The sequence below is a fragment of the Dactylosporangium sp. NBC_01737 genome, from assembly GCF_035963215.1.
Classification (GTDB): domain Bacteria; phylum Actinomycetota; class Actinomycetes; order Mycobacteriales; family Micromonosporaceae; genus Dactylosporangium.
The window spans coordinates 4,025,239-4,048,204 of the sequence record NZ_CP109153.1; the positions used below are offsets into that span (position 1 = coordinate 4,025,239).

General features: G+C 70.1%; 18 protein-coding genes. 10 read left to right on the forward strand and 8 right to left on the reverse strand.

The annotated features are described in order from the left end of the window. Positions 1-353 precede the first annotated feature (353 nt). Positions 354-2,699, reverse strand: a complete 2,346-nt coding sequence (locus tag OHA72_RS18220; protein ID WP_327009011.1) for a hypothetical protein — start codon at positions 2,697-2,699, stop codon at positions 354-356. Positions 2,700-2,730: 31 nt separating this feature from the next. Here OHA72_RS18220 and OHA72_RS18225 point away from each other — a divergent pair, with 31 nt between their 5' ends. From OHA72_RS18225 to OHA72_RS18240, 4 genes are all read left to right on the forward strand, one after another. Continuing rightward, positions 2,731-3,105: a hypothetical protein gene (locus tag OHA72_RS18225; RefSeq protein WP_327009012.1), complete on the forward strand. Its 375-nt coding sequence runs from the start codon at positions 2,731-2,733 to the stop codon at positions 3,103-3,105. 82 nt (positions 3,106-3,187) lie between these two features. After that, entirely contained in the window at positions 3,188-4,612 is a 1,425-nt protein-coding gene (locus OHA72_RS18230) for an RNB domain-containing ribonuclease (RefSeq protein ID WP_327009013.1), read from the forward strand. Positions 4,613-4,697: 85 nt separating this feature from the next. Continuing rightward, complete coding sequence (gene npdG / locus OHA72_RS18235; RefSeq protein WP_327009014.1) at positions 4,698-5,390, forward strand: NADPH-dependent F420 reductase; 693 nt, start codon at positions 4,698-4,700, stop codon at positions 5,388-5,390. Further along, complete coding sequence (locus OHA72_RS18240; protein ID WP_327009015.1) at positions 5,387-6,577, forward strand: cytochrome P450; 1,191 nt, start codon at positions 5,387-5,389, stop codon at positions 6,575-6,577. The genes npdG and OHA72_RS18240 overlap by 4 nt, the downstream gene beginning before the upstream one ends. Before the next feature lie 70 nt (positions 6,578-6,647). On the opposite strand, the gene panB is transcribed toward OHA72_RS18240, so the two are convergent. Next, positions 6,648-7,478 carry a 3-methyl-2-oxobutanoate hydroxymethyltransferase gene (panB, locus tag OHA72_RS18245; RefSeq protein WP_327009016.1) on the reverse strand — a complete coding sequence of 277 codons (831 nt, stop codon included), beginning with the start codon at positions 7,476-7,478 and terminating at the stop codon, positions 6,648-6,650. Between the two features lie 642 nt (positions 7,479-8,120). Then, positions 8,121-9,836, reverse strand: a complete 1,716-nt coding sequence (locus OHA72_RS18250; RefSeq protein WP_327009017.1) for an NAD+ synthase — start codon at positions 9,834-9,836, stop codon at positions 8,121-8,123. Between the two features lie 185 nt (positions 9,837-10,021). On the opposite strand from OHA72_RS18250, the gene glnA reads away from it, so the two are divergent. Then, positions 10,022-11,374: a type I glutamate--ammonia ligase gene (glnA, locus tag OHA72_RS18255; protein WP_327009018.1), complete on the forward strand. Its 1,353-nt coding sequence runs from the start codon at positions 10,022-10,024 to the stop codon at positions 11,372-11,374. A gap of 6 nt (positions 11,375-11,380) precedes the next feature. Here the strand turns inward: glnA and OHA72_RS18260 are convergent, their stop codons facing one another. The 3 genes from OHA72_RS18260 to OHA72_RS18270 form a co-directional block, all read right to left on the reverse strand. Then, entirely contained in the window at positions 11,381-12,064 is a 684-nt protein-coding gene (locus OHA72_RS18260) for a ferredoxin reductase (RefSeq protein WP_327011591.1), read from the reverse strand. Between the two features lie 332 nt (positions 12,065-12,396). Further along, the gene (locus tag OHA72_RS18265) at positions 12,397-12,996 is read right to left on the reverse strand and encodes a sulfite oxidase-like oxidoreductase (protein ID WP_327009019.1); all 600 of its coding nucleotides are present in this window, start codon (positions 12,994-12,996) and stop codon (positions 12,397-12,399) included. Between the two features lie 84 nt (positions 12,997-13,080). Continuing rightward, positions 13,081-13,971: a S66 peptidase family protein gene (locus OHA72_RS18270; protein WP_327011592.1), complete on the reverse strand. Its 891-nt coding sequence runs from the start codon at positions 13,969-13,971 to the stop codon at positions 13,081-13,083. 48 nt (positions 13,972-14,019) lie between these two features. Here OHA72_RS18270 and OHA72_RS18275 point away from each other — a divergent pair, with 48 nt between their 5' ends. The 3 genes from OHA72_RS18275 to OHA72_RS18285 all read left to right on the forward strand — a co-directional run bounded on the left by OHA72_RS18275 (position 14,020) and on the right by OHA72_RS18285 (position 19,106). Then, entirely contained in the window at positions 14,020-14,829 is an 810-nt protein-coding gene (locus OHA72_RS18275; RefSeq protein WP_442788602.1) for a type 1 glutamine amidotransferase, read from the forward strand. Further along, positions 14,829-17,738, forward strand: a complete 2,910-nt coding sequence (locus tag OHA72_RS18280) for a bifunctional [glutamine synthetase] adenylyltransferase/[glutamine synthetase]-adenylyl-L-tyrosine phosphorylase (protein WP_327009020.1) — start codon at positions 14,829-14,831, stop codon at positions 17,736-17,738. Before OHA72_RS18275 ends, OHA72_RS18280 begins: the two co-directional genes overlap by 1 nt. Positions 17,739-18,734: 996 nt before the next feature. Further along, positions 18,735-19,106: a hypothetical protein gene (locus OHA72_RS18285; protein ID WP_327009021.1), complete on the forward strand. Its 372-nt coding sequence runs from the start codon at positions 18,735-18,737 to the stop codon at positions 19,104-19,106. A gap of 363 nt (positions 19,107-19,469) precedes the next feature. Here OHA72_RS18285 and OHA72_RS18290 read toward each other — a convergent pair whose 3' ends face one another. Beyond that, entirely contained in the window at positions 19,470-19,631 is a 162-nt protein-coding gene (locus tag OHA72_RS18290; protein ID WP_327009022.1) for a hypothetical protein, read from the reverse strand. Between the two features lie 553 nt (positions 19,632-20,184). Between OHA72_RS18290 and OHA72_RS18295 the strand changes: the two genes are divergently transcribed. Both OHA72_RS18295 and OHA72_RS18300 read left to right on the forward strand, forming a co-directional pair. Then, positions 20,185-21,114 (forward strand): hypothetical protein, encoded by a 930-nt coding sequence (locus OHA72_RS18295; protein WP_327009023.1) that lies wholly within the window; start codon positions 20,185-20,187, stop codon positions 21,112-21,114. A 582-nt stretch (positions 21,115-21,696) separates the two neighbouring features. After that, positions 21,697-22,299, forward strand: a complete 603-nt coding sequence (locus OHA72_RS18300; protein WP_327009024.1) for an AlbA family DNA-binding domain-containing protein — start codon at positions 21,697-21,699, stop codon at positions 22,297-22,299. A 14-nt stretch (positions 22,300-22,313) separates the two neighbouring features. Here the strand turns inward: OHA72_RS18300 and OHA72_RS18305 are convergent, their stop codons facing one another. Beyond that, a complete protein-coding gene (locus tag OHA72_RS18305; RefSeq protein WP_327009025.1) occupies positions 22,314-22,949 on the reverse strand; it encodes a 2'-5' RNA ligase family protein in 636 nt (211 codons plus the stop codon). Between the last annotated feature and the right edge of the window lie 17 nt (positions 22,950-22,966).

Consider the following 22,966-nt stretch of genomic DNA (forward strand, 5'->3'; position numbering starts at 1 on the left):
TCGTGACCACACGCATCCGCCGCCGTCGGTGCGTCGCAGCGCCCGGCGGCGCCGTCCCGTCGATTCCCGAAATCGTTGCTCCACAACGACTTCCGGCCGCCGGAAGGACGATTTGCGTCACCTTCCGGACGTTCTGCGGGCGTCTGCTCCCCGACTCGGCCGGTTGCGTCTACTGTGGAATCCCAACCAGCTATTTGCCGGTTTCGGTGGCGCGTGTTGCATTTGCGGTGCACAGTGATGTCATGAGCAGCAGCGGTGCTGAGCGGTACTACTGGTGCCTTTCCCACCATCGGGTCGAGTCCGAGGCCGACATGTGCGCCGGAAGGGATCGGCTCGGCCCCTATGATTCGGCGTCAGAAGCCGAACAGGCGCTGACAACAGTCCAGCAACGCAACGAGGCGTGGGACGCCGAAGACGAACGGTGGGAAGGCAAGCACTAGCAACACGTCGGAGCCGACGGCGACCGCGAACCGCCCCGGCACACGACACGTTCGATCCGTCTCCACCCGCACAACCCAACCGCGAACATCCCGCAGGATGCGGGAGAACTCCTCCAGGAGGACCACGATGGCCGCAGCTAAAAAGGCCACCACGAGATCGGCCGCAACGAGCGCGGCCGCGACGACTCCCGCCGCGGACGCGGTGACGTCCACCGCGACCCCCGCCAGGGCCGCGAAGACGGTCGCCGCCGCCGCTCCCCGTCGGCGCGCGACCAGCAGCACGGTGGCCCAGCCCACCGACGCGACCAAGCCCTCTACCCGCACGCGCGCGACCGGCACCGCGTCGGCGACACGTGCGACCCCGTCCGCGACCAGGTCGGCCGCGGAGAAGAACACGACCCCTGCCACGTTGGCGGTCGCCACCCCGGCCGCCGCCAAGGCGACCGCGGCGAAGCCGGCGACCCCGGCGGCGAAGTCCGCGGCGTCGAAGTCGTCCGCGGCGAAGCCGGCAGCGGCGAAGCCGGCAGCGGCGAGCCCCGCCGCGAAGCGGGCCGCCGCGGCAAAGGCGACCCCGGCCGCTTCCAAGGCTACCGCCGCCAGGACCGCCACCAAGGCGACTGCGGCGAAGTCCGCGGCGGCCAAGCCGGCGGCGAAGTCGACGGCGGCGAAGACGGCCACGGCCAAGGCGACCCCGGCCGCCAAGTCCACGGCGGCGAAGGCCACCACGGCGAAGGCGACCCCGGCGGCGAAGTCGACGACCGCGAAGGCAACTCCGGCTGCCAGGTCCACGGCCGCGAAGACGGCCACGGCGAAGGCGACCCCGGCTGCCAGGTCCACGGCGGCGAAGGCCACCACGGCCAAGGCGACCCCGGCGGCGAAGTCCACGGCCGCCAAGACGGCGAAGGCGACTCCGGCGGCGAAGTCGACGGCGGCGAAGTCGACGGCGGCGAAGGCCACCACGGCGAAGGCGACCCCTGCCGCCAAGTCGACGGCGGCGAAGGCCGCTCCGGCGAAGACCGCGAAGGCCACCACCGCGGCCAAGGCGGCTCCGGCCAAGACCGTGACCGCGAAGGCGACCCCGGCGAAGACCGCCGCGAAGTCGGCCGCAGCGGCTCCCGCGAAGGCGGCCACGAAGTCGGCAGCGGCCAAGGCGACGAAGGCCGCTCCGGCGAAGACCGCGAAGGCCACCACCGCGGCCAAGGCGGCACCCGCCAAGACGGCGAAGGCCACCACGGCCAAGGCGACCACGGCGAAGGCGACCACGGCGAAGGCGGCCCCGGCCAAGGCAACGGCGACCAAGGCGGCCGCGAAGTCCACGGCCAAGGCGACCACGGCGAAGGCCACGCCGGCCAAGGCGGCGACCAAGGCCACCGCGACGAAGGCCACCGCGACGAAGGCCACCGCGACCAAGGCGGCGGCGAAGTCGGCTCCGGCGAAGGCCGCTGCGACGAAGGCAGCCGCCAAGGCCGCACCGGCGAAGACGGCCACCAAGGCGGCCGCGAAGTCGACGGCGGCCAAGGCGACCGCGAAGGCCGCCCCGGCGAAGACCGCCAAGGCGACCGCTGCCAAGGCCACCACGGCGAAGGCCACCACGGCGAAGGCGACCGCTGCCAAGGCGGCACCGGCGAAGACGGCGGCCAAGGCGACCGCGACCAAGGCCCCGGCGAAGGCCGCGGCCAAGGCGACGGCCACCAAGACCGCCCCCGCCACCAAGACGGCGGCGGCCAAGGCCACGACCAAGGCGGCTCCGGCGGCCAAGGCGGCCACGGCCAAGGCGGCACCGGCCAAGACGGCGGCGAAGGCGACCGCGGCCAGGTCCACGGCGGCCAAGGCGACGGCAGCCACCAAGGCCACGGCCAAGGCGGCTCCGGCGGCCAAGGCGGCCACGGCCAAGGCGGCACCGGCGAAGACGGCGGCCAAGGCGACCGCGACCAAGGCCCCGGCGAAGGCCGCGGCCAAGGCGACGGCCACCAAGACCGCCCCCGCCACCAAGACGGCGGCGGCCAAGGCCACGACGGCCAAGGCGGCCCCGGCGGCCAAGGCCACGACGGCCAAGGCCACGACGGCCAAGGCCACGACGGCCAAGGCCACGACGGCCAAGGCGGCCCCGGCGGCCAAGGCGACCGCGAGCAAGGCGGCCCCGGCCAAGACGGCGGCGAAGCCCACCGCCGCCAAGGCGACCGCGGCCAAGTCCACGGCGACCAAGGCGACCGCGGCCAAGTCCACGGCGGCGAAGGCGACCGCGGCGAAGGCCACCACGGCCCCGGCGGCGGCCCCCGCTCCGGCCACCGTGACCGAGACCGTCCCGGCCGCGCCGGCGACGGCCCCGGCCAAGGCGGCCCCGGCGAAGACCGCCAAGGCCACCACCGCCAAGGCCACCCCGGCGAAGGCGGCCAAGTCGACGGCCAGCAAGCCGGCCCCGGCGAAGAAGGCCACCGAGTCCACCGCGCCGGCGCCCGTCGTGGCGGCGGAGCCGGTGACCCCGCCGGCCGTCGTCTCCGAGGGCGGTCTCGACGCCGGCACCGCCGGTGACGTCGAGGGTGCCGCGAGCGTGCCCGTGGGCGGTGCGGCCACCGAGGCGATCCCCGGCCGCGAGAACGGCAACAACGTCGAAGGGGCGTCGAGCATGACCCCCGAGGACTGGGCCAGCCTGGCCCGCCCGTAACGGCACAGGCAGCAACGGCGGCGCCGCGGTCAACCCGACCGCGGCGCCGCTGCTTTTTGCGGTGCCGGTGTAAGACTGTGCCGTGGCCTTACGACGTATCCGAGCCGCCCGCATCGACTTCTCCGGGCTGCGCCGAGAGCTCGACCTGCCCACCGCGTTCTCCGAGGCGGCCGACCGGGAGGCCGAAGCCGCCGCGAAGGACCGGCACGAGGACCGTGAGGACCGCACGGCCCTGGAGTTCGTGACGATCGACCCGCCGACGTCCAGGGACCTCGACCAGGCGCTGCTGCTGCAGCGGCAGGGCACCGGCTACCGGGTGTTCTACGCGATCGCCGACGTGGCCGCGTTCACCGCGACGGCGCCCGCGATCGAGGCCGAGACCTGGCTGCGGGGGCAGACCGTCTACCTGCCCGACGGCAAGGTCCCGCTGCACCCGGCGGTGCTCAGCGAGGGCGCCGCGAGCCTGCTGCCGGACGAGGACCGCCCGGCGGTGCTGTGGACGATCGACCTGGACGGCACCGGCACGACGACCGGGGTGGACGTGCGCCGGGCGACGGTCCGCAGCCGCGCGAAGCTCAACTACGAGCAGGTCCAGCGCGACGTCGACGCGGGCACCCCGCACCCGTCGGTGGCGCTGCTGCCGGTGATCGGCCAGTTGCTCATCGAGCGGGGGCTGGAGCGGGGCGCGGTCAACCTGCCGATGCCGGAGCAGGAGATCGAGCCCGACGGCGACGGCTGGCGTCTCGTCGTGCGGGGGCCGGTCCCGGTCGAGGAGTTCAACGCGCAGATCTCGCTGCTGACGGGGATGGCCGCCGCGCGGATCATGCTCGACAACAAGACGGGGCTGCTGCGCACGATGCCGCCGCCGCAGGAGGACGCGGTGCGCAGGCTGCGGCTGGCGGCGAAGGCGCTGCGCCTGGACTGGCCCGACGGCAGGAGCCCGGGCGCGGTCATCGCGGCGCTCGACCCGATGGACCCGCGGGCGCAGGCGCTCATCGACCAGGCCGCGGAGATGATGCGCGGCGCCGGCTACACCCCGTTCGACGGCGAGGCGCCGCAGCAGCCGCTGCACGGTGCCGTGGCGGCCCCGTACGCCCACGTGACGGCCCCCCTGCGGCGCCTGGCCGACCGGTACGTCACCGAGGTGTGCCTCGCCCTGCACGCTGGCGCAGACGTGCCGGCGTGGGCGCGGGAGGCGCTGCCGCGGCTGCCGGAGGTGATGAGCCGCACCGACCGGGTCGCCAACGCCGCCGAGCGCGGCGCGGTCGACCTCGTGGAGGCGGTCCTGCTGCAGCACCGGGTGGGTGAGGAGTTCGACGCCGCGGTGCTGGACGTGGAGAAGAACCGGGCCGACATCGCGCTCGACGAGCCGCCGGTGCGGGCCCGCTGCGAGGGTGACGGCGAGGGCAGGGGACTGCCGCTGGGTGAGCGGATCCGGGTGCGCCTCACAGAGGCCGACCCCGCCCGCCGCAAGGTCCTCTTCCACACGGTAAGACTTGAGGCATGAGTGGACCGGAGCGCAGCGCAGAGGCCGCGAATCAGGGGCGCAGTATCGGCTCAGGCCGACGCCGGAGCGAAGCGGAGGTGGCGGCATGAGCTATGAGCAGATCGAGCTGCCCGACGTGTCATCGCTGCGGGTCGGCATCATCGGCGGCACCGGGCCGCAGGGCCGCGGACTCGCGTACCGCTTCGCCCGGGCGGGCCAGCGGGTCCTGATCGGTTCGCGGTCGACGGAGCGCGGCACCCAGGCGGCCGATGAGCTCAACGCGCTGCCGGGCGTCACCGCACCGGCCGAGGGTGGCGACAACGCGTTCGCCTGCCAGGCCGACGTCGTCGTCATCGCGGTGCCGTGGGAGGGTCACGCGGCGACCGTGGCGGAGCTGGCGCCGCTGCTGACCGGCGGGAAGATCGTGGTGGACTGCGTCAACCCGCTCGGGTTCGACAAGCAGGGGCCGTTCGCGCTGCCGGTGCCGGAGGGCAGCGCCGCCGAGCAGGCCGCGACGCTGCTGCCGGAGGCGCGGGTCTGCGCCGCGTTCCACCACGTCAGCGCGGCGCTGCTGACCGACCCGGAGGTCGACCGGATCGACCTGGACGTGCTCGTCCTCGGCGACGACCGGGAAGCGGCGGAGCAGGTGCAGGCCCTCGCGGCCCGGGTCGCCGGCATGCGGGGCGTGTTCGCGGGGCGGCTGCGCAACGCGGGCCAGGTCGAGGCGCTGACGGCGAACCTGATCGCGATCAACAAGCGGTACAAGGTGCACGCCGGCATCCGGGTGACCGACCTGTGAACACGTTCGACCCCTGGTCGCCGGCGTTCGTCGCGCACCCGTACGACGCCTACCGCCGGCTGCGGGAGCAGGACCCGGTCAGCTGGTTCGAGCCGAGCGGGCAGTTCCTGGTGTCCCGGCACGAGGACGTCAACGCGCTGCTGCGCGACCGGCGGCTGGGCCGCACCTACCTGCACGTCGCCACGCACGAGGAGATGGGCCGCACGCCCCCGCCGGCGCAGGACGAGCCGTTCTGGCGGCTCAACAACAACGGCATGCTGGACCGGGAGCCGCCGGACCACACCCGGCTGCGGCGCCTCGTGTCGCAGGCGTTCACGCCGCGGCGGGTCGAGGCGCTGCGCCCGGTGGTGCAGCGCCTCGCCGACGGCCTGGTCGACGCGTTCGTCGCCAAGGGCGGCGGGGACCTGATCGCCGAGGTCGCCGAGCCGCTGCCGGTGACGGTCATCGCGGAGCTGCTGGGCATCCCCGAGCCTGACCGGCACCTGCTGCGGCCGTGGTCGGCGGCGATCTGCGGGATGTACGAGCTGAACCCGTCACGGGAGACGGCGGCGGAGGCCGTGCGTGCCGCCGAGGAGTTCTCCGAGTACCTGCGCGGCCTGGCCCGGCACCGGGCGGGCGAGCCGCAGGACGATCTGATCAGTGCCCTCGCCGCCGTCGAAGGGCTCAGCGAGGACGAGCTCATCGGCACCTGCGTGCTGCTGCTCAACGCCGGTCATGAGGCGACCGTCAATGTGACCGGCAACGGATGGTGGGCCCTGTTCCGCAATCCGGAACAACTGCAAAAAATTCGGGCCAACCCCGCATTGGTACCGGTGGCGATCGAAGAACTGATGCGCTTCGACACGCCACTGCAGATGTTCGAACGGTGGGTGCTGGAGGACATCGAACTGCGCGGCCGCACGATTCGCAAAGGGCAGGAGGTCGCGCTGCTGTTCGGTTCCGCCAACCACGATCCGGCCGTGTTCACCGACCCGCAGCGCCTGGACGTCGAGCGCCGCGACAATCCGCACATCTCCTTCGGCGCCGGGATCCATTACTGCCTCGGCGCCCCCCTCGCCAGGATCGAGCTCATCGCGTCATTCGGTGCGCTGCTGGCCAAGGCGCCCGGTCTGCGCCTTGCGCGGGAGCCGCAGTGGAAGCCCGGATATGTGATCAGAGGGTTGGAAGGCCTCGAAGTGCTGCTCTGAGGAAATGCCTCAACTGGCGCAGATGTCACAGGACCTGCGCCAGCTGGTCCAGCACTTCGAGTTCTAGCTGCTAGAAGGTGTGCTCCTGAGCCGGGAAGGCGCCGGAGCGCACCTCGTCGGCGAACGCCCGCGTGGCGTCGCCGAGGGCGCCGGCCAGGTCCGCGTACGCCTTCACGAACCGCGGTGCCTTGCCGGTGCGCAGCCCGGCCATGTCCTGCCAGACGAGCACCTGGGCGTCGGTCTCCGCGCCGGCCCCGATGCCGATCGTCGGGATCCGCAGCTCGTGGGTGACGCGCTTGGCGACCTCACCCGGCACCATCTCCAGGACCACCGCGAACGCGCCGGCCTCCGCGACCGCGTGCGCGTCGGCGATCACCTCGTCGGCGGCGTCACCGCGGCCCTGCACCCGGTACCCGCCGATCGCGTGCTCGCTCTGCGGCGTGAAGCCGACGTGCGCCATGACCGGGATGCCGGCCCCGGTCAGCGCGGCGATCTGCGGCGCGACCCGCACGCCGCCCTCCAGCTTGACGGCGTGGCAGCCGCCCTCCTTCATGAACCGCACCCCGGTGCGCAGCGCCTGCGCCGGCCCCTCCTCGTACGAGCCGAACGGCAGGTCCCCGACGACCAGGGCCCGTCGCGTGGAGCGGACCACGGCCCGCACCAGCGGCAGCAGCTCGTCCTCGGTGACCGACACGGTGGAGGCGTAGCCGTACACGTTGTTGGCGGCGGAGTCGCCGACCAGCAGGACCGGGATGCCGGCCTCGTCGAAGATGCCGGCCGTGTACTGGTCGTACGACGTCAGCATCGGCCACCGCTCACCCCGCTCCTTGGCGGCGAGCAGGTCCCTGGTGCGCACCCGGCGGTTGACGGCACCGCCGTACAGCGACTGGACTTCGGACATCGGTGTCCTCCTTCGGTTCCTCGAGGCCCCGAACGGGGTCCCCGGGCTGTTCACCCCGATGGTCGCACCGCACCCGGCCACCCGGCAGGGTGCATGCGAAATGTCACTTGCTTCTGCTGTTTCTTCCGCTGCGGCCTTCGGCCGGAAGAGCAGTGGGGGATTCTCACCCCACACCCCCAATGCTCCCTCCGGTCGCACGTCCATGCGCTTCGCGCGGCCGACTCACACGCGTGCGCGTGGCGATCAAAGGACCGGGGGTCGAGGTTCGAGGCGCACCAGGTCTGTCGTCCAGCTCGCCTGCCCTTCGCGCGAGACGCGAAGGCAGGCCGTCCACCCGTCCGGCAGAAGTGTGAAGCCCCCGGGCCTCACACTTCAGGCAGACAGACCCTGCCGGGAGGGTTACGTCATGGTGACTGTCCGGCGCGGGGTTCGCTGGACGGGCCTGCCTTCGCGTCCCGCGCGCAGGGCAGGCGAATCGGACGAAAGACCTTGCAGCCCCCGCAACCTTGACCACCGGTCTTTTATTGCAGCGCGCATGCGTGTGTTTCGGCCGCGCGAAGCGCAGGGCGTGCGAGCGCGGAGCGCGAGCATGGGGGGTCCGGGGTGGGAACCCCCCGGCGGCCGCGGCGGCAGCCGCCCAAGCTAGTTATTAAAGCGGTTGGTGATCGGTAGGCGGCGGTCGCGGCCGAAGGCCTTGATGGAGATCTTCGTGCCGGGGGCGCTCTGGCGGCGTTTGTACTCGGCGAGGTCGACCATGCGCAGGGTCTTGTCGACGACGGCGGGGTCGTGGCCGGCGGCGACCAGGTCGTCGCGGCCGAGGTCGCCGTCGACGTAGCCGGCGAGGATCGCGTCGAGGACCTCGTAGTCGGGCAGGGAGTCGGCGTCGAGCTGGCCGGGGCGCAGTTCGGCGCTCGGCGGCTTGGTGATCGAGCGCTCCGGGATCGGTGGCACGTCGCCGCGGCGTTCGGCCTCCTCGTTGCGCCACCGGGCGAGCTTCCAGACGAGGGTCTTCGGCACGTCCTTCAGCGGGTTGAAGGCGCCGACCGAGTCCCCGTACAACGTGGAATAACCGACGGCGAGCTCGCTCTTGTTGCCCGTGGTCAGGACGAGGGGGCCCTCCTGGTTGGAGATCGCCATCATGATCACGCCGCGGACGCGGGCCTGCAGGTTCTCCACGGCGAGGCCGGACAGGGCCATGTTGGCCAGGAAGCTGTCGACCATCGGCTGGATCGGCTCGACCCGGTAGTCCAGGCCGGTGCGGCGGGCCATGTCCTCCGCATCGTCCTTGGAGTGCTGCGAGGAGTGCCCGCTGGGCAGGGACACCGCCACGACGTTGGCCGGGCCGAGCGCGTCGCAGGCGATGGCGGTGACGACGGCGGAGTCGATGCCGCCGGACAGGGCGACCGCGACGCCGCGGAAGCCGTTCTTGCGCACGTAGTCGCGCAGGCCGAGCACCAGCGCCTGCCAGACCTCGGCCTCGTCGGTGACCCGGGCGGCGATCTCCGGCGCGGGCGCGGGCTGGTCGCTCGCCACGACGCTGTCGGAGATCAGGACGTTGACGACCTGCATCTCGGCGTCGCGCACGACCGGCGGGACCGGCGCGGCGGCCGGCAGGTCCAGGTCCAGGACCATCAGCTGCTCGGCGAACTGCTGCGCCCGGGCGATCAGCGAGCCGTCCGGGCGCACGACCATCGAGTCGCCGTCGAAGACCAGCTCGTCCTGGGCGCCGACCGTGTTGACGTAGGCGACGGTGGCGCGGGCCTCGGCGGCGCGGCGGGCGACGAGGGTGAGGCGGGTGTCGTCCTTGTTCAGCTCGTACGGCGAGCCGTTGATGTTGATGACAAGACCGACGGAGGCGAGGGCGGCGACGGCGAACGGGCCGCCCTCCTGCCACAGGTCCTCACAGATGGTGAGGGCGATGTCGACGCCGCCGACCCGGATGACGGTCAGCGTGTCGCCCGGCTCGAAGTAGCGGTCCTCGTCGAAGACGCCGTAGTTGGGCAGGTGGTGCTTGAAGTAGGTGGCGACCTGCGTGCCGCGGTGCAGCACGGCGAGGGCGTTGCGCGGGCCGACCTCGTCGGCGTCGAGGTAGCCGACGATGACGACGGTGTCGCCGAGGCCGTCGGCGGCCAGCTGCGCCGCGAGGTCGTCGACGGCGCGCTTGGAGGCGGCCACGAACGACTTGCGGAACACCAGGTCCTCGACCGGGTAGCCGGTCAGCATCATCTCCGGGAACGCCACGACGTGGGCGCCGGCACCGGCGGCCTTGCTGGTCCAGCCGTGCACCAGGGACGAGTTGCCGGTGAGGTCTCCGACGGTCGGGTCGATCTGGGCGAGCGCGAGTCGCAACCGGGGCATGCCTCAAGTGTGGACCAAGCCCGGCGCGGCTGCCCCTGTGACCTTCACTCCAGTGCGGCGGGCCGACATGGGACGTTCACACCCGTGCCGGGCGGCGTGGGCAGGTCCGGTAACTTGTGCGTAACACCTTCGGGCGAGACTTGCCCGAATTGGCCGTAGACACCGCAGCTCGTGGGGGAACCACCGTGGACCGTCAGCAGGAGTTCGTGCTCCGGACGCTCGAAGAGCGGGACATCCGCTTCGTCCGTCTGTGGTTCACCGATGTCCTTGGCACGTTGAAGAGCGTCTCGGTCGCGCCGGCCGAGCTCGAGTCGGCGTTCGAGGAGGGCATCGGTTTCGACGGCTCGGCGATCGAGGGCTTCGCCCGGGTCTACGAGTCGGACATGGTCGCCATGCCGGACCCGACGACGTTCCAGGTCTTCCCGTTCGAGGGTGGCATGTCGGGGGAGAGCGCCCGCATGTTCTGCGACATCACGCTGCCCGACGGCTCGCCGTCCTGGGCCGACCCGCGCCACGTGCTGCGCCGGGCGCTGTCGCGGGCGGCGGAGAAGGGCTTCACCTTCTACACCCACCCCGAGATCGAGTTCTTCCTGCTCGAGTCGCTGGGTGAGCACGGGTCGCTGCCGACCCCGGTCGACACCGGCGGTTACTTCGATCACACCACCCACGCCGTCGCCCGCGACTTCCGCCGCCAGGCGGTCCTCGCGCTGGAGCGGATCGGCATCTCGGTCGAGTTCAGCCACCACGAGGTCGCGCCGGGCCAGCAGGAGATCGACCTGCGCTACGCCGACGCGCTGACCACCGCGGACAACATCATGACGTTCCGGCACGTCATCAAGGAGGTCGCGCTCTCACACGGGGTGCACGCCACCTTCATGCCGAAGCCGTTCACCGACCAGCCGGGCAGCGGCATGCACACGCACCTGTCGCTGTTCGAGGGGGAGCGCAACGCGTTCCACGACGCGAGCGACCCGATGAAACTTTCGAAGGTCGGGCAGGCGTTCATCGCCGGCCTGCTGGTCCACGCGCGGGAGTACACCGCGATCACCAACCAGTGGGTGAACTCCTACAAGCGGCTCTTCCCGCAGACCCTGCCGAACCGGATCACCGAGTCGCCGGCCTACGTCTGCTGGGGCCACACCAACCGCTCCGCCCTGGTGCGGGTGCCGGCCTACGGCAAGCCCAACTCGGCCCGCGTCGAGGTCCGCTCGCTCGACTCGGCCAGCAACCCCTACCTGGCCTATGCGGTCATGCTCGGCGCCGGCCTGCGCGGCATCGAGCAGGGCTACGAGCTGCCCCCGGGCGCCGAGGACGACGTGTGGGCACTCACCGACGGTGAGCGGCGCGCCGCCGGCTACGAGTCGCTGCCGGAGAACCTGTCCCAGGCGGTCGACGCGATGGCCGGCTCCGAGCTGGTCGCCGAGATCCTCGGCGAGCACGTCTTCGACTTCTTCCTGAAGAACAAGCGGACCGAGTGGGAAGAGTACCGCCGGGTCGTGACCCCGTTCGAGCGCGAGCGCTACCTCGGGATCATGTAGGTCGCGTCAGCCGTAGCGCTCGGTCCTGATGCCCCTGGCGTCATGGCCGAGCGCCACCATGATGTCCGCGACGGTCTCCACGAAGCCGGTCGGCCCGCACACGAAGACCGAGGGCTTGAAGTCGGCCGGCCACGCGTGCGTGTTGACGTCCGCGACCCCGACCCGGGAGCCGCGGACCCTGGTGTACACGTATTCGACGTCCAGGCCGCGGTCGTCGCGGGCGCGTTGCCGCAACTCGTCGGCGTAGATGACGTCCTGCGGGGTGCGCACCGAGTAGAGCAGCCGGAACGGTGTGCGCACCCCGTGCTCCGCCCGGGACCGGATCATCGCCATCAGCGGCACGATCCCGGAGCCGCCGGCGATGAGCTGCACCGGCGCCGGGTCGGTGTGCCGCCACACGAACCAGCCACCGACCGGCCCGCGCAGCTCCACCGGCTGCCCGATGTCGTAGATATCCGTGAGAAACGGACTCACCTCGCCGTCGTCGAGGCGCTGGACGGTGATCTCCAGCCCCGACGCCGACGCGATCGAGTAGCTGCGTTGCGCGGTGTACCCGTCCTCGGCGGTCAGCCGCACGTCAACGTGCTGGCCGGGCAGGTGCCCCGGCCAGTCGGGCACGTCGAAGACCAGGGTCCGCGCCGTCGGCGTCTCGAAGGAAGCCGACACCAGGGTCGCCTTCCGCCAGGTCAGTCGCCCTCCGCTGCGCTCCGGCCGCCTGACCTCCTGGCTGTGCTCCTGCTGCACGGCCTCTCCGCTCCGCTCCGGTCCGTTCAGCCGCCCTCCGCTGCGCTCCGGCCGCCTGACCTCCTGGCTGTGCTCCTGCTGCACGGCCGCTCCGCTCCGCTCCGGTCCGTTCAGCCGCCCTCCGCTGCGCTCCGGCCGCCTGACCTCCTGGCTGTGCTCCTGCTGCACGGCCGCTCCGCTCCGCTCCGGTCCGTTCAGCCGCCCTCCGCTGCGCTCCGGCCGCCTGACCTCCTGGCTGTGCTCCTGCTGCACGGCCGCTCCGCTCCGCTCCGGTCCGTTCAGTCGCCCTGGTACCGCTGCTCGCGCCATGGGTCTCCGTAATCGTGATAGCCGGCCTGCTCCCAGAACCCCGGCTCGTCCTCGAGCATCAGCCGCAGCCCGTGCACCCACTTCGCCGACTTCCACAGGTACAGGTGCGGCACCAGCAGCCTCGCCGGGCCGCCGTGCTCCGGCGTCAGGGGCTCGTCGTCGTAGCGGTAGGCCACCCAGGCCTTCCCGTCCAGGAGATCCTCCAGGGGAAGGTTGGTGGTGTAGCCGTCGTAGGAGTGTGCCATCACGAAGTCGGCGGCCGACTCGACGTCCTCCATGAGCGTGTCGATCGCCACGCCCCGCCAGCCCGTCTGCAGCTTCGACCACTTGGTGACGCAGTGGATGTCGACGGTCACGTCCTCGTGCGGCAGCGCGGTGAACTGCGCCCACGTCCACTTCGTCTGCGCGCCGGCCTCGGTGGTGATCACGAACTCCCACCGGTCGGTGCTCAGTTTCGGCGTCGGCCCGGCGGACAGGACGGGGAAGTCGTGGGCGAGATACTGCCCGGGCGGCAGGTCGGGCTCCTGCTGGCGCCGCCGCCCGCCGAACCCGGTGGTCACGAAACTCATGCCGCCGCCTCGCTTCGCTCACCGGCGTCATGAGCGCCAAGTCCACGCTGCATCATGATTCGTTCGCTCCGCTCACTCATGGTCCTATCCTGCCGCAGCGCTGTTTCCGATCTCATCCGTCACTCGACTGGTGAGGCAGCCCACGTTCACGTCCAGGACCGCCGGCGCGCCCAGCACGACGGTCTCCTGCCCGACGCCGTGCCCGACGCGCAGCCCGCCGAGCACCGGCACCCCCAGACCGCTGAGCTGCTCCCGCAGCACGTCCACGACGGTCGTGGGCCCGCCGCCCACGCAATTGGTGAACTGCCCGACCGCGACGCCCGCCACGCCGTCGAACGCGCCCGCCCGGCGTAGGTGCGTCAGCATCCGGTCCACCCGGTACGGCGCCTCGCCCACGTCCTCGATCAGCATGATGTTTCCGGAAAAGTCGGGCATGTCAACAGTGCCGGTCGTGCTCGCGAGCATCGCCAGGTTGCCGCCCAGCAGCACACCGCGCACTGGCGGGCCCGGCACGCTCACCGCGCCGGTCTCCTCGTTTTCGCCGGTGTACGAGCACAGCGGGCCGGACGAGAACAACGCCGCCCGCAGTGACGCCGCCGACGTCGCCGGGAGCCGGTCGTCGAACCAGGCCGCGCCCGGCCCGTGCACGCTCGGCCACCCGCCCGTGCGCCAGACCGCCAGCTGCAACGCGGTGATGTCGGAGAACCCCACGAGGGGCTTCGGCGCGCCGAACCGCACCCGGTCGACGATGCGCTGGGCCCCGTACCCACCCCTCGTACACACGACCGCCCGCACCGCAGGATCCTCGAAGGCGTCGTTGAGGTCGCGGAGCCGGTCGTCGTCGTGACCGGCGAGATACCCGTCGCGGTCGAACACGTGCCGCCCGACCCGCACCCGCAGCCCCCAGCTTTCGAGCAGCTCGATGCCGCGGGCCACCCGCTCGGGCAGGGTCGGCCCCGACGGCGACACGAGCATGACGGCATCCCCGGGCTTCAACGGTTCCACGGTCGTTATTGTCGGGTCGTGACGATCGAAGGGTCCCCGCGGGGACGGTTGGCGCTCGTGGTGGAGAACGATCCCAGCGACGGACCGGCGCGCCTCGGCGACTGGCTGACCGGCGGCGGCCTGGAGCTCGACGTCGTGCGCCCCCACGCCGGCGACACGCTGCCCGCCGACCTGGACGGCTACGCGGCCCTCGTGGTGCTCGGCGGCCATCAGGACGCGTTCCCCGGCCCCGACGGGCAGCGGGCGGCGCCGTGGTTCCCGCAGCTCGACGGGCTGCTGCGCAAGGCGGTCCGGCACAAGGTGCCGACCCTCGCGGTCTGCCTCGGCGCGCAGCTGCTCGCGCAGGCGCACGGCGGGACCGTCGAGCGCAGCGCCGCCGGCCCCGAGATCGGGGTGCGGCTCGTCGCCCGCCGCGACGTCGCCGACAACGACCCGGTCTTCGCCGCGGTGCCGTTCGCACCCGACGTGCTGCACTGGCACCGCGACGAGATCGTCGAGCTTCCGGTCACCGCGACCCTCCTGGCGGCGTCCACCCACTACCCGGTGCAGGCGTTCCGCATCGGCCCGCTCGCCTGGGGCCTGCAGTTCCACATCGAGTGCGACCTGGAGATGTTCGCCGGGTGGGCGATGGACGGCGTCGGCACCCTCGGTGAGCTCGGCATCGACCCGATCGAGCTCCTGGAGAGCGTCGAGGCGGCACTGCCCGACGTCGCCGAGGTGTGGCAGCCGTTCGCGGAGCGGTTCGCCGCCGTCGCGCTCGGCCGGGTGCCCAGAGGCTCGCAGGGCGACGGCGGCCTGCGGTCCCTGCCGCTGCTGGGGCCCTCCTGATGCCCCCGACCGGCCATCTGGCCCGCTACGGGTTCACCGACGACGCCCGCTCCTCGGCCCTCGCCGGCCCCGACGGCCTGCGCCTGTGGGACCCGGAGGGCCGCCGCCCCGTCGACGACGACGCCGCGACGCTCCTGGAGACCCTGTACTTCGCCGCCGACCCCGACCTGGCGCTGTTCCAGCTGCACCGGCTCGTCGAGGTCGCCGGGGCGGAGGTCCGCGAGGCCGTCCTCGCCGACCGGCCGCTGCGGCGCCGGCTCATCGGGGTGCTCGGCGTGTCCGCGACCCTCGGCGACCTGCTGGTGTCCAACCCGCCGGACTGGAAGGAGCTGCAGGGCGAGCAGAACAAGCGCCCCGCCGGCTACGCCACCCGCGACGTGACCACGGTGCCGTTGCTGCGCAGCGGGTACCGGCGGGAACTGCTGCGCATCGTCGCGGCCGACCTCACGGGGGCCGCCGACGTCGACGTCACGATGCGCCGCCTGACGGAGCTCGCCGACGCGACCCTGTCCGCCGCGCTGACGATCGCCCACGCCGAACACCCCGGCCTCGCGGACACCTGCACCCTGTCCGTCGTCGCCATGGGCAAGTGCGGCGGCCTGGAGCTCAACTACGTCAGCGACGTCGACGTGGTGTTCGTCGCCGAACCCGCCGACGGCATCGACGTCGAGGTCGCGATGCGGGCCGGCAGTACCCTCGCCGCCCGCATGATGGAGATCTGCGGCTTCGTCGCCTGGCCCGTCGACGCCGCCCTGCGCCCCGAGGGCAGCCGCGGCGCCCTCGTGCGGACCGTCGCCTCGCACCTCGCGTACTACCGCAAATGGGCCAAGACCTGGGAGTTCCAGGCGCTGCTGAAGGCCCGGCCCGCCGCCGGCGACCTGGACCTCGGCGCCCTGTGGCTGCAGGAGCTCCAGCCGCTCATCTGGTCCGCCGCCGAGCGCCCCGAGGCGGTCGACGAGGTCCGCGCGATGCGCCGCCGCATCATCGAGCAGATCCCGCGCACCGAGGTCGACCGCGAGATCAAACGCGGCCCCGGCGGCCTGCGCGACATCGAGTTCGCGGTGCAGCTGCTGCAGCTCGTCCACGGCCGCGCCGACGAGACGCTGCGCACCCCGACCACCATCGCCGGCCTGCGCGGCCTCATCGAGGGCGGGTACGTCGGCCTCGCCGACGGCGAGGCGCTGCTGCGGGCGTACCGCTTCCTGCGCACCGTCGAACACCGCCTGCAGCTGCAACGCCTGCGGCGCACCCACACCGTCCCCGACGACCCGGCGGCGCTGCGCTGGCTCGCGCACGCCCTCGGTTACCGGCCCAACGCCGCCCGCGACGCCGTCGAGTCCTTCCGCGCCGACTGGGTCCGCCACGCCCAGGAGGTCCGCCGGCTGCACGCCAAGCTGCTGTACCGGCCGCTGCTGGAGGCCGTCGCCCGCGTCCCCAGCGAGCAGCTGCGGCTCACCGCGGCCGCCGCCAAGGCCCGCCTGGAGCTGCTCGGCTTCGCCGACCCCGCCGGCGCGCTGCGCCACATCGAGGCCCTGACCGGCGGCGTGTCCCGCACCGCCGCGATCCAGCGGCAGCTGCTGCCGGTGCTGCTCAGCGAGTTCGCCGACGCCCCCGAACCAGACCGGGGGCTGCTGGCCTACCGGCAGGTGTCCGACAAGCTCGGCAACACCCCCTGGTACCTGCGCCTGCTGCGCGACGAGGGCCCGGTGGCGCTGCGGCTGGCCCGGCTGCTCGCCCTGTCCCGCTACGTCACCGAACTGCTCGTCCACGACCCGGAGGCGCTGCGCCTCCTCGCCGACGACGCCGAGCTCGTCCCCCGCACCGCCGCGCAGCTCGCCTCCCAGTTCGCCGCCGCCGCGGCCCGCCACGACGACCCCGAGACCGCGATCAACGCCGTGCGCGCCTCCCGCCGCCGCGAACTGTTCCGCATCGCCTGCGCCGACCTGCTGGGCTTCCTCGACGTGTCCGCCGTCGGCGTCGCCCTCTCCGCCGTCATCGACGCCACGCTGCGCGCCACCCTCGACGTCACCGCCGTGCCCGCCGTCGACCGCGGTCTCGACTTCACCATCATCGGCATGGGCCGCCTCGGCGGCGAGGAGACCAGCTACCCCTCCGACGCCGACGTCCTCTTCGTCTACGAACCCCCGCCCGGCATGGCCGACGACGCCGCCAGCGGCCTCGCCCTCACCGTCGCCGAGGACCTCCGCCGCCTGCTCGCCCGCCCCGCCCCCGACCCGCCGCTCGGCGTCGACGCCGACCTGCGCCCCGAAGGCCGCCAGGGCCCGCTCGTCCGCAGCCTCGGCGCGTACCAGCAGTACTACGCCCGCTGGTCGAAGGTCTGGGAGGCCCAGGCCCTGCTCCGCGCCCGCCACGTCGCCGGCACCCCCGACCTCGGCGCCCGCTTCCTCGCCCTCGCCGACACGATGCGCTACCCCGACGGCGGCCTCACCCGCGACCAGATCCACGAGATCCGCCGCCTGAAGGCCCGCGTCGACAGCGAACGCCTGCCCCGGGGCGCCGACCCCGCCACCCACACCAAACTCGGCCGCGGCGGCCTCGCCGACGTCGAATGGACCGTCCAGCTGCTCCAGCTCCAGCACGGCCGCACCGTCCCCGAGCTGCGCACCACCCGCACCCTGTCGGCGCTGACCGCGGCCACCACGGCGGGCCTGATCGACGACGTGGACGCCGCGGCCCTGCGCGCCGCCTGGCAGCAGGCGTCCAGGGTCCGCAACCTGCTGACCCTGGTCCGTGGCCGTGCCACCGACCAACTGCCCCGCCAGGGCCCCGACCTGGCCGCCGTGGCAAGAATCCTCGGCGGCGTCGAACCCCAGGAGTTCCTGGACGAGTACCTGCGCGTCGCCCGCCGCGCCCGCCAGACCGTCGAACGCATCTTCAGCAGCTCCTAGCCGCCCCTCCCCGTCCCCGACCCCACAGCTCGATCACGGCGCCCGGTGCAAAACGGACACGATCGCCGTGGCGCCCCCGGTCGCTTCTCGTGATCACGGGGCATGCACCGTTCCGAGCGCTCGACCCGGTCTCGTTGCGCTCGACCCGCGTTTCGTTCGGATTCTGATCTTGCCGTCGTGATCGAAGTCGCCCGGTGGCCGTCCACGCGACCAGTCCGCGACTTCGATCAACCGCAAGGTCTCCTTCCGGAGTGAGGCAACCTTGCAAAAGTCCCAATCTGGACATTGGTGAACGGCGCGCGACATTGCGAACCTGATCGAAGTCGTCCCGCGGTGTCGGGGCGGCAATCGGCGGCCTCGATCACGGAATGGTGGCGTGAGGTGATCCGGGTGCCGGAAGCTCTCCGCCCCGTGCCCGCATGTTCGGCGCGAACGGACACGATCTCCGCGGCGCCCTGGTCGCTTCTCGTGATCACGGACTTCATGGGGCTGGGGGTGCCATCGAAGTTCCGTGATCACGGGGGCCGGGCGTGCGCGCCGGCCGGTCAGGCCTGCGCCGCGAGGCGGCTGCGGCCCCTGGCGCCCGGTGCCGGGCGTTCTCCGTGGACCTGACCGAAGTCGTCCCGGGGTCGTCCGGGTGGCCGGCAGGCGGCTTCGATCATGGCCGTTGCCGGGTGCGGGGGAGGGGAGGGAACGCGGAACGGCGGTCGTGGCCGGCTGGTGAGAGCCGGGCGCGACCGCCGTCCTGACGAGCGACCTCACTGCCGCGCCGGTCGGCGCGGCGGCGCGGGATCAGACGTCGTAGTACATCGCGAACTTATCCTCGGTGCGTGGCGACCTGCGCTGTTTAGAGAAATGGAACCTTGACCAGCCCAAATGCTTGCCGACGGTTATCGTTGTTTCTCGGTGCCGTACAAGGCCATCTGTGCCGGCGCTGTACCCAATGATCTTGTTGGCTTGTCAGAGAGGTGTGAGACCACCTAGCGTGTTCGCGATATGGGGCTGTTGCAGTGGATCGCGAAGCGGAGGCTGGCGGAACGCGTCAGCTATTGCCTCGGTGTGCTGGATTCCGGCGAGGAGGCAATAGACAGTCAAACGTCTCTGTTCAGAACCCGGCAAGGTTGGGTCGAGGGCTATCTCCTTCTGACCAGCCGTCGGGTGGTCTTCGCGCCGTTGCCCATTGCGACCTGGAACTGTGAGATGCCCCTCGAAGCCACGTACGGAATCACTCGAGCGGGCGGAAGCGCCGCAACTGCAGGAATGTCGCATATCTGGACAGTTGAGGTGGCAGGCGACGGCGGCCTCGTAACGATCGTTCTCGACACTACCGCTTCGTTTGTAGCGGTTTGGGTAGACCTGCTGCCGTAAGATGTCGACGTCAGTGCAGGGGTGCAGCTACTAGTCGGGACTTCCTGATGGGCCACTGGGGCTGATCATCTCGATGCGAACCACCCGCAAGGCAGATCGGCGGGGTGTCGCATGTAGATAAGCAGCCTGTAAACGGTCGGTCCGGTCGGGTTCGGTGGTATCGGTTGCTGTGCTTTGCTGCTGTACATCGCAACGCGCCGTCCACCGCTCGGATGCTCTCAGCACCTGAAGGGCACGCCGGCACCGAAGACGAGTCGTCTTGCCGTGTATCACGTCACCAGCGGTATCCTCACGAGGAGATCGCGTACTGACCACGAGCGGGAGGAACGGACACATGACACCGCTCCTCGGCCTTGGCGTCTCTCATCGCCCGTCGATACGACCGAGACCCATCAGCGCAAGTAACAAGGCGCCCACTGCAACACCCACGGTCAACGGGTTAGCCCACTCTTCGCTCACGCGGACAAGCCAGACTGCACCCACAACGCCAGCGGCGAGGATCAGCCACTTGATGTCGATCTTCAACGTCGTCCCCCTCGGGAAGCATGACCGGTCATGAGGTCAGCGAAGCTTTGGGCATGCGCGACCGAGCGTCGCGGACCCGCTGTCTTGTATTGTCTTGTCTTGTCTTGCGTGACGCACGGTACACCTTGCTGACCCGGACGGCAACACCGTGGGGATATCGATGAACACTGATATGGACCCAGGAGGCGAGTTTCGCGCCCACCTGGAGGAGCTCTACCTTGCCGCCGGATCGCCAGCGGTCCGGGAGATTTCGCGACGCACCGACCAGAGGGTCAGCCACTCGGCCGTGGCGGCAGCACTGAGTGGTAAGTCCATGCCGCGGTGGTCCGCAGTTGAAGCCATCGTGGAGGCTCTGAATGGAGATCCAGAGAATTTTAAGGACTCCTGGAGTAGGGCGAGCAAAAAGAGCCAGATTACCCCGAGTTCGCAGCCATATCTATTTCTGTCACCATTTCCCATTACGCTTCACATGCTTGGTGAGCCGCTCAGTTCAGCAAATGAACAGGACTTTCTGAGGCCTTTACAAAGTCGATTGACGCGCACAATCAGTGACATGACCGGACTCCCGGTACGCGCCAACTTCGATTCACGGCAAGACATCCCCAGCTGGCGTCAGCAATCGTTCGACGGCACCAGTCGAGCTTCCGCCTTGATTGTTTTGATTTCCCCACATCAACTGCGACATTATGATAGCCGTCAATCAATTCGGGCGCATTTAGTCGCCCGCGATGCCGCAGTCAGTCCAGGCGTAGTGGTCCCGCTCTTGCTCATAGAGTCGGAACTAATCTCTCTCAGCTTCCGTAATGATTCGCTGTGGACCGACCTTCAAGAGCACGCGACTTTTGATTGTCACCGCCTAGCCGGCCATACTGCCGAATGGGCGGACTGGACCGATTTTATTCGCACTATTGCTCGCCACGTGGTCGAACAGCTGGCATCGCTGACGAAGTCTCGGTACGTCGAGGTGGACTCTGCAACCAGCCAGCGGAGGCATATTGAAGCAACTCTTGGGGCACTCGAACAGGTGTCGCGCGACCTAACAGAGGTGCAGATTTATGCTGACCAGTTGTGGGAAATGCGGGACCTGCATCGACTCTTCCCATCATCGCCTGCGACGATCAAAGCCAGTAACGAAATGAGAGTTGCAAGCGAGGAGTTGGCCGAGTGTACGGCCTCCATTCGGTCACATTGGCAATCTATTAGTCGAAATCTGAGCTCGCTTCTTCGGATGTCTTACGTAACCCCTACGGTCGCGCGATTTATAGATGAAGCAGTGCACGCCCTCGATCGCACCCTAAGGGGTTTCGATGGCTTTAATTCGCTACGATTTATGACGGAGAGATGGTCCGACGAAGTCGCTTGGGGACCGTTTGAAGAGCCCATGCAGATTACGTACGCCAGCACCCTCTCTTTGTTCGATATCCAGCGAGGACTGGCAGCTTGGGGCGACCAAATTAAGACGCGACGCGGTCTCATAGATTAGCCTGGATTATGCCACTTCGGTGCCGTGTGGGCGACCGGCGATAACTTAGTCTGAGCTATCCGAGCATGCCTCAACCCCCCGTTTCGGTATGACCACCGCGATGGCGAAACCTGGTGTCAACACGACCTTGACACCAAAATGGCTAGGCGATGATGCCTCTAGGCGGGGCGGCGTGCGCCATCGAGGGCAGGCCACCGGCCTGCCCGCCCCCACTGCCCGAAGGGTCGCAGAGGCTCCGGGGTCCAGGGCGGCCCGCAGGGCCGTCGCTTGCGACGCGAAGCGCCCTTGACCTTGGAGGGGCGGCCCGGCACACTGCGCGCCGCCCCGCCCGCCTTGTCATGTCCGGCGCTGGGCGGCCCCGACTCCGCACCTCCGCGCCAGCCGATGGGCGTCGGCCTGGTCGCCGGCGAGCGGCTGAGCGAGCTGGCGGCCAGGCGCCCAAGCGGCGGCGCGTGCGGCCCGTTTCGGGCCGCCTTGAAGACGTACAGAAAGTTTGCACAGTGCAGCAGCCAGCTGGCCGGCTGATCCCCGGCGACCGCGTTGCGAACAGAACCCGGTTGCAGCTCCCCCTACCATCGAGCTATGCCCAGTCTGGCCCTTACCAAAGCCGAGGTCCTTCGCCAAGTCGTGCTCGGCGAAGGGCAGAATATTGAGTTCAAAGAGACAACCGGCCAGATTCGTCCTGCAGTGAGGACAGCAGCCGCCTTCGCAAGTCAACCCGATGGCGGCATCATCATTTTCGGAATCAATGACAACGGTACCTTCAATCGGCGATTTCAAATCGGCAAGAATACTCAGACGGACGTTGCTCAGGCCGTTAAAGCAAATACGCTATCTATGGTGACCGCACAGCCGCTTGTTCCGCGAATTCACCAGTTCGACGACCCCGTCATGCTAGTCGTTGAGGTGGACGCCGCACTTTCTGCCGACGGGCCATATCTAGCGTATGGGGAACGCTGGAGGCGCTCCGGCGCGAGCACCAATCGTGTCAACATTGACTACAAGCAGCTCGCACGCGCCTACAATCATCACCTCTACGATGAAGACGACCACATGGGCTATCGGTTCTGCCCTACATGCGGCAACGACCGCCTAGAACGTGGACAATACGTAGACCGTCAACACGATCGCCTGTACTACGTGATTAAATGCGATGCCTGCGGCTGGAGTGACTGGAGCGAATAGTCTGCGTCGTCTCGTTAGCCGCCCAGCGGTATCGATGCCAGCGTGATCCACCTGTATGTGGATCCTTCACGGCGCAACCGGACAAGATCGACCGCCCGTACCGTTACGTCAATTGTCGGCAGCCGTCGAAGATTCCGGACTGTTTCGATTAATGGTTGAGCTGGTACGACGGTGTTGCAATATGCGATGCCGACATGCGGACTAAAATCGGCGCTGCCAATTCCGTCCACGCCAGCACTGGCTTCAACGAGATGGCGGGAAAGTTCCAGTACTGGTTCCCAGGGCGTGGCACTGAAGCGCACAGCGCCTGGGGAGCCGGCCAACGGTCCGACTGTCAATATGAACGGCTCCAGCTTGGCGCAACGCCGCGCCGCCTCGCTTGTCAGCTCGTCCAAGGCCCCTGGTTCGACCTGGTCCGACCATCCAACCTTTGGCAGCGTCATGTGCAGCGCGTCCAGCGGAACCGGATCGAGGAATGGCAGCGTCAAGCTGCGCTGGCAACGATCCGCGAGGTCTCGTAGCTCCTGTGAATCCCAGGTTAGATACCAATAGTAGGCTTCACGACCTGGAGTCCATTCTGGACGGTCCCAGTGGTTCTGCATCGTTGCGAGCGAGGAGAAGCGCCTCCAGTCGTCCTCTTGTCGGGTCACGAGTGGAGGATACGGCG

Coding starts and splice junctions, on each gene's coding strand:
- OHA72_RS18295 (WP_327009023.1), top strand. CDS start 20,185: ATGACCGGACTCCCGGTACGCGCCAACTTCGATTCACGGCAAGACATC.
- npdG (WP_327009014.1), top strand. CDS start 4,698: ATGAGCTATGAGCAGATCGAGCTGCCCGACGTGTCATCGCTGCGGGTC.
- OHA72_RS18285 (WP_327009021.1), top strand. CDS start 18,735: ATGGGGCTGTTGCAGTGGATCGCGAAGCGGAGGCTGGCGGAACGCGTC.
- OHA72_RS18270 (WP_327011592.1), bottom strand. CDS start 13,971: ATGCTCGTGTCGCCGTCGGGGCCGACCCTGCCCGAGCGGGTGGCCCGC.
- OHA72_RS18250 (WP_327009017.1), bottom strand. CDS start 9,836: ATGCCCCGGTTGCGACTCGCGCTCGCCCAGATCGACCCGACCGTCGGA.
- OHA72_RS18280 (WP_327009020.1), top strand. CDS start 14,829: ATGCCCCCGACCGGCCATCTGGCCCGCTACGGGTTCACCGACGACGCC.
- OHA72_RS18300 (WP_327009024.1), top strand. CDS start 21,697: ATGCCCAGTCTGGCCCTTACCAAAGCCGAGGTCCTTCGCCAAGTCGTG.
- panB (WP_327009016.1), bottom strand. CDS start 7,478: ATGTCCGAAGTCCAGTCGCTGTACGGCGGTGCCGTCAACCGCCGGGTG.
- OHA72_RS18265 (WP_327009019.1), bottom strand. CDS start 12,996: ATGAGTTTCGTGACCACCGGGTTCGGCGGGCGGCGGCGCCAGCAGGAG.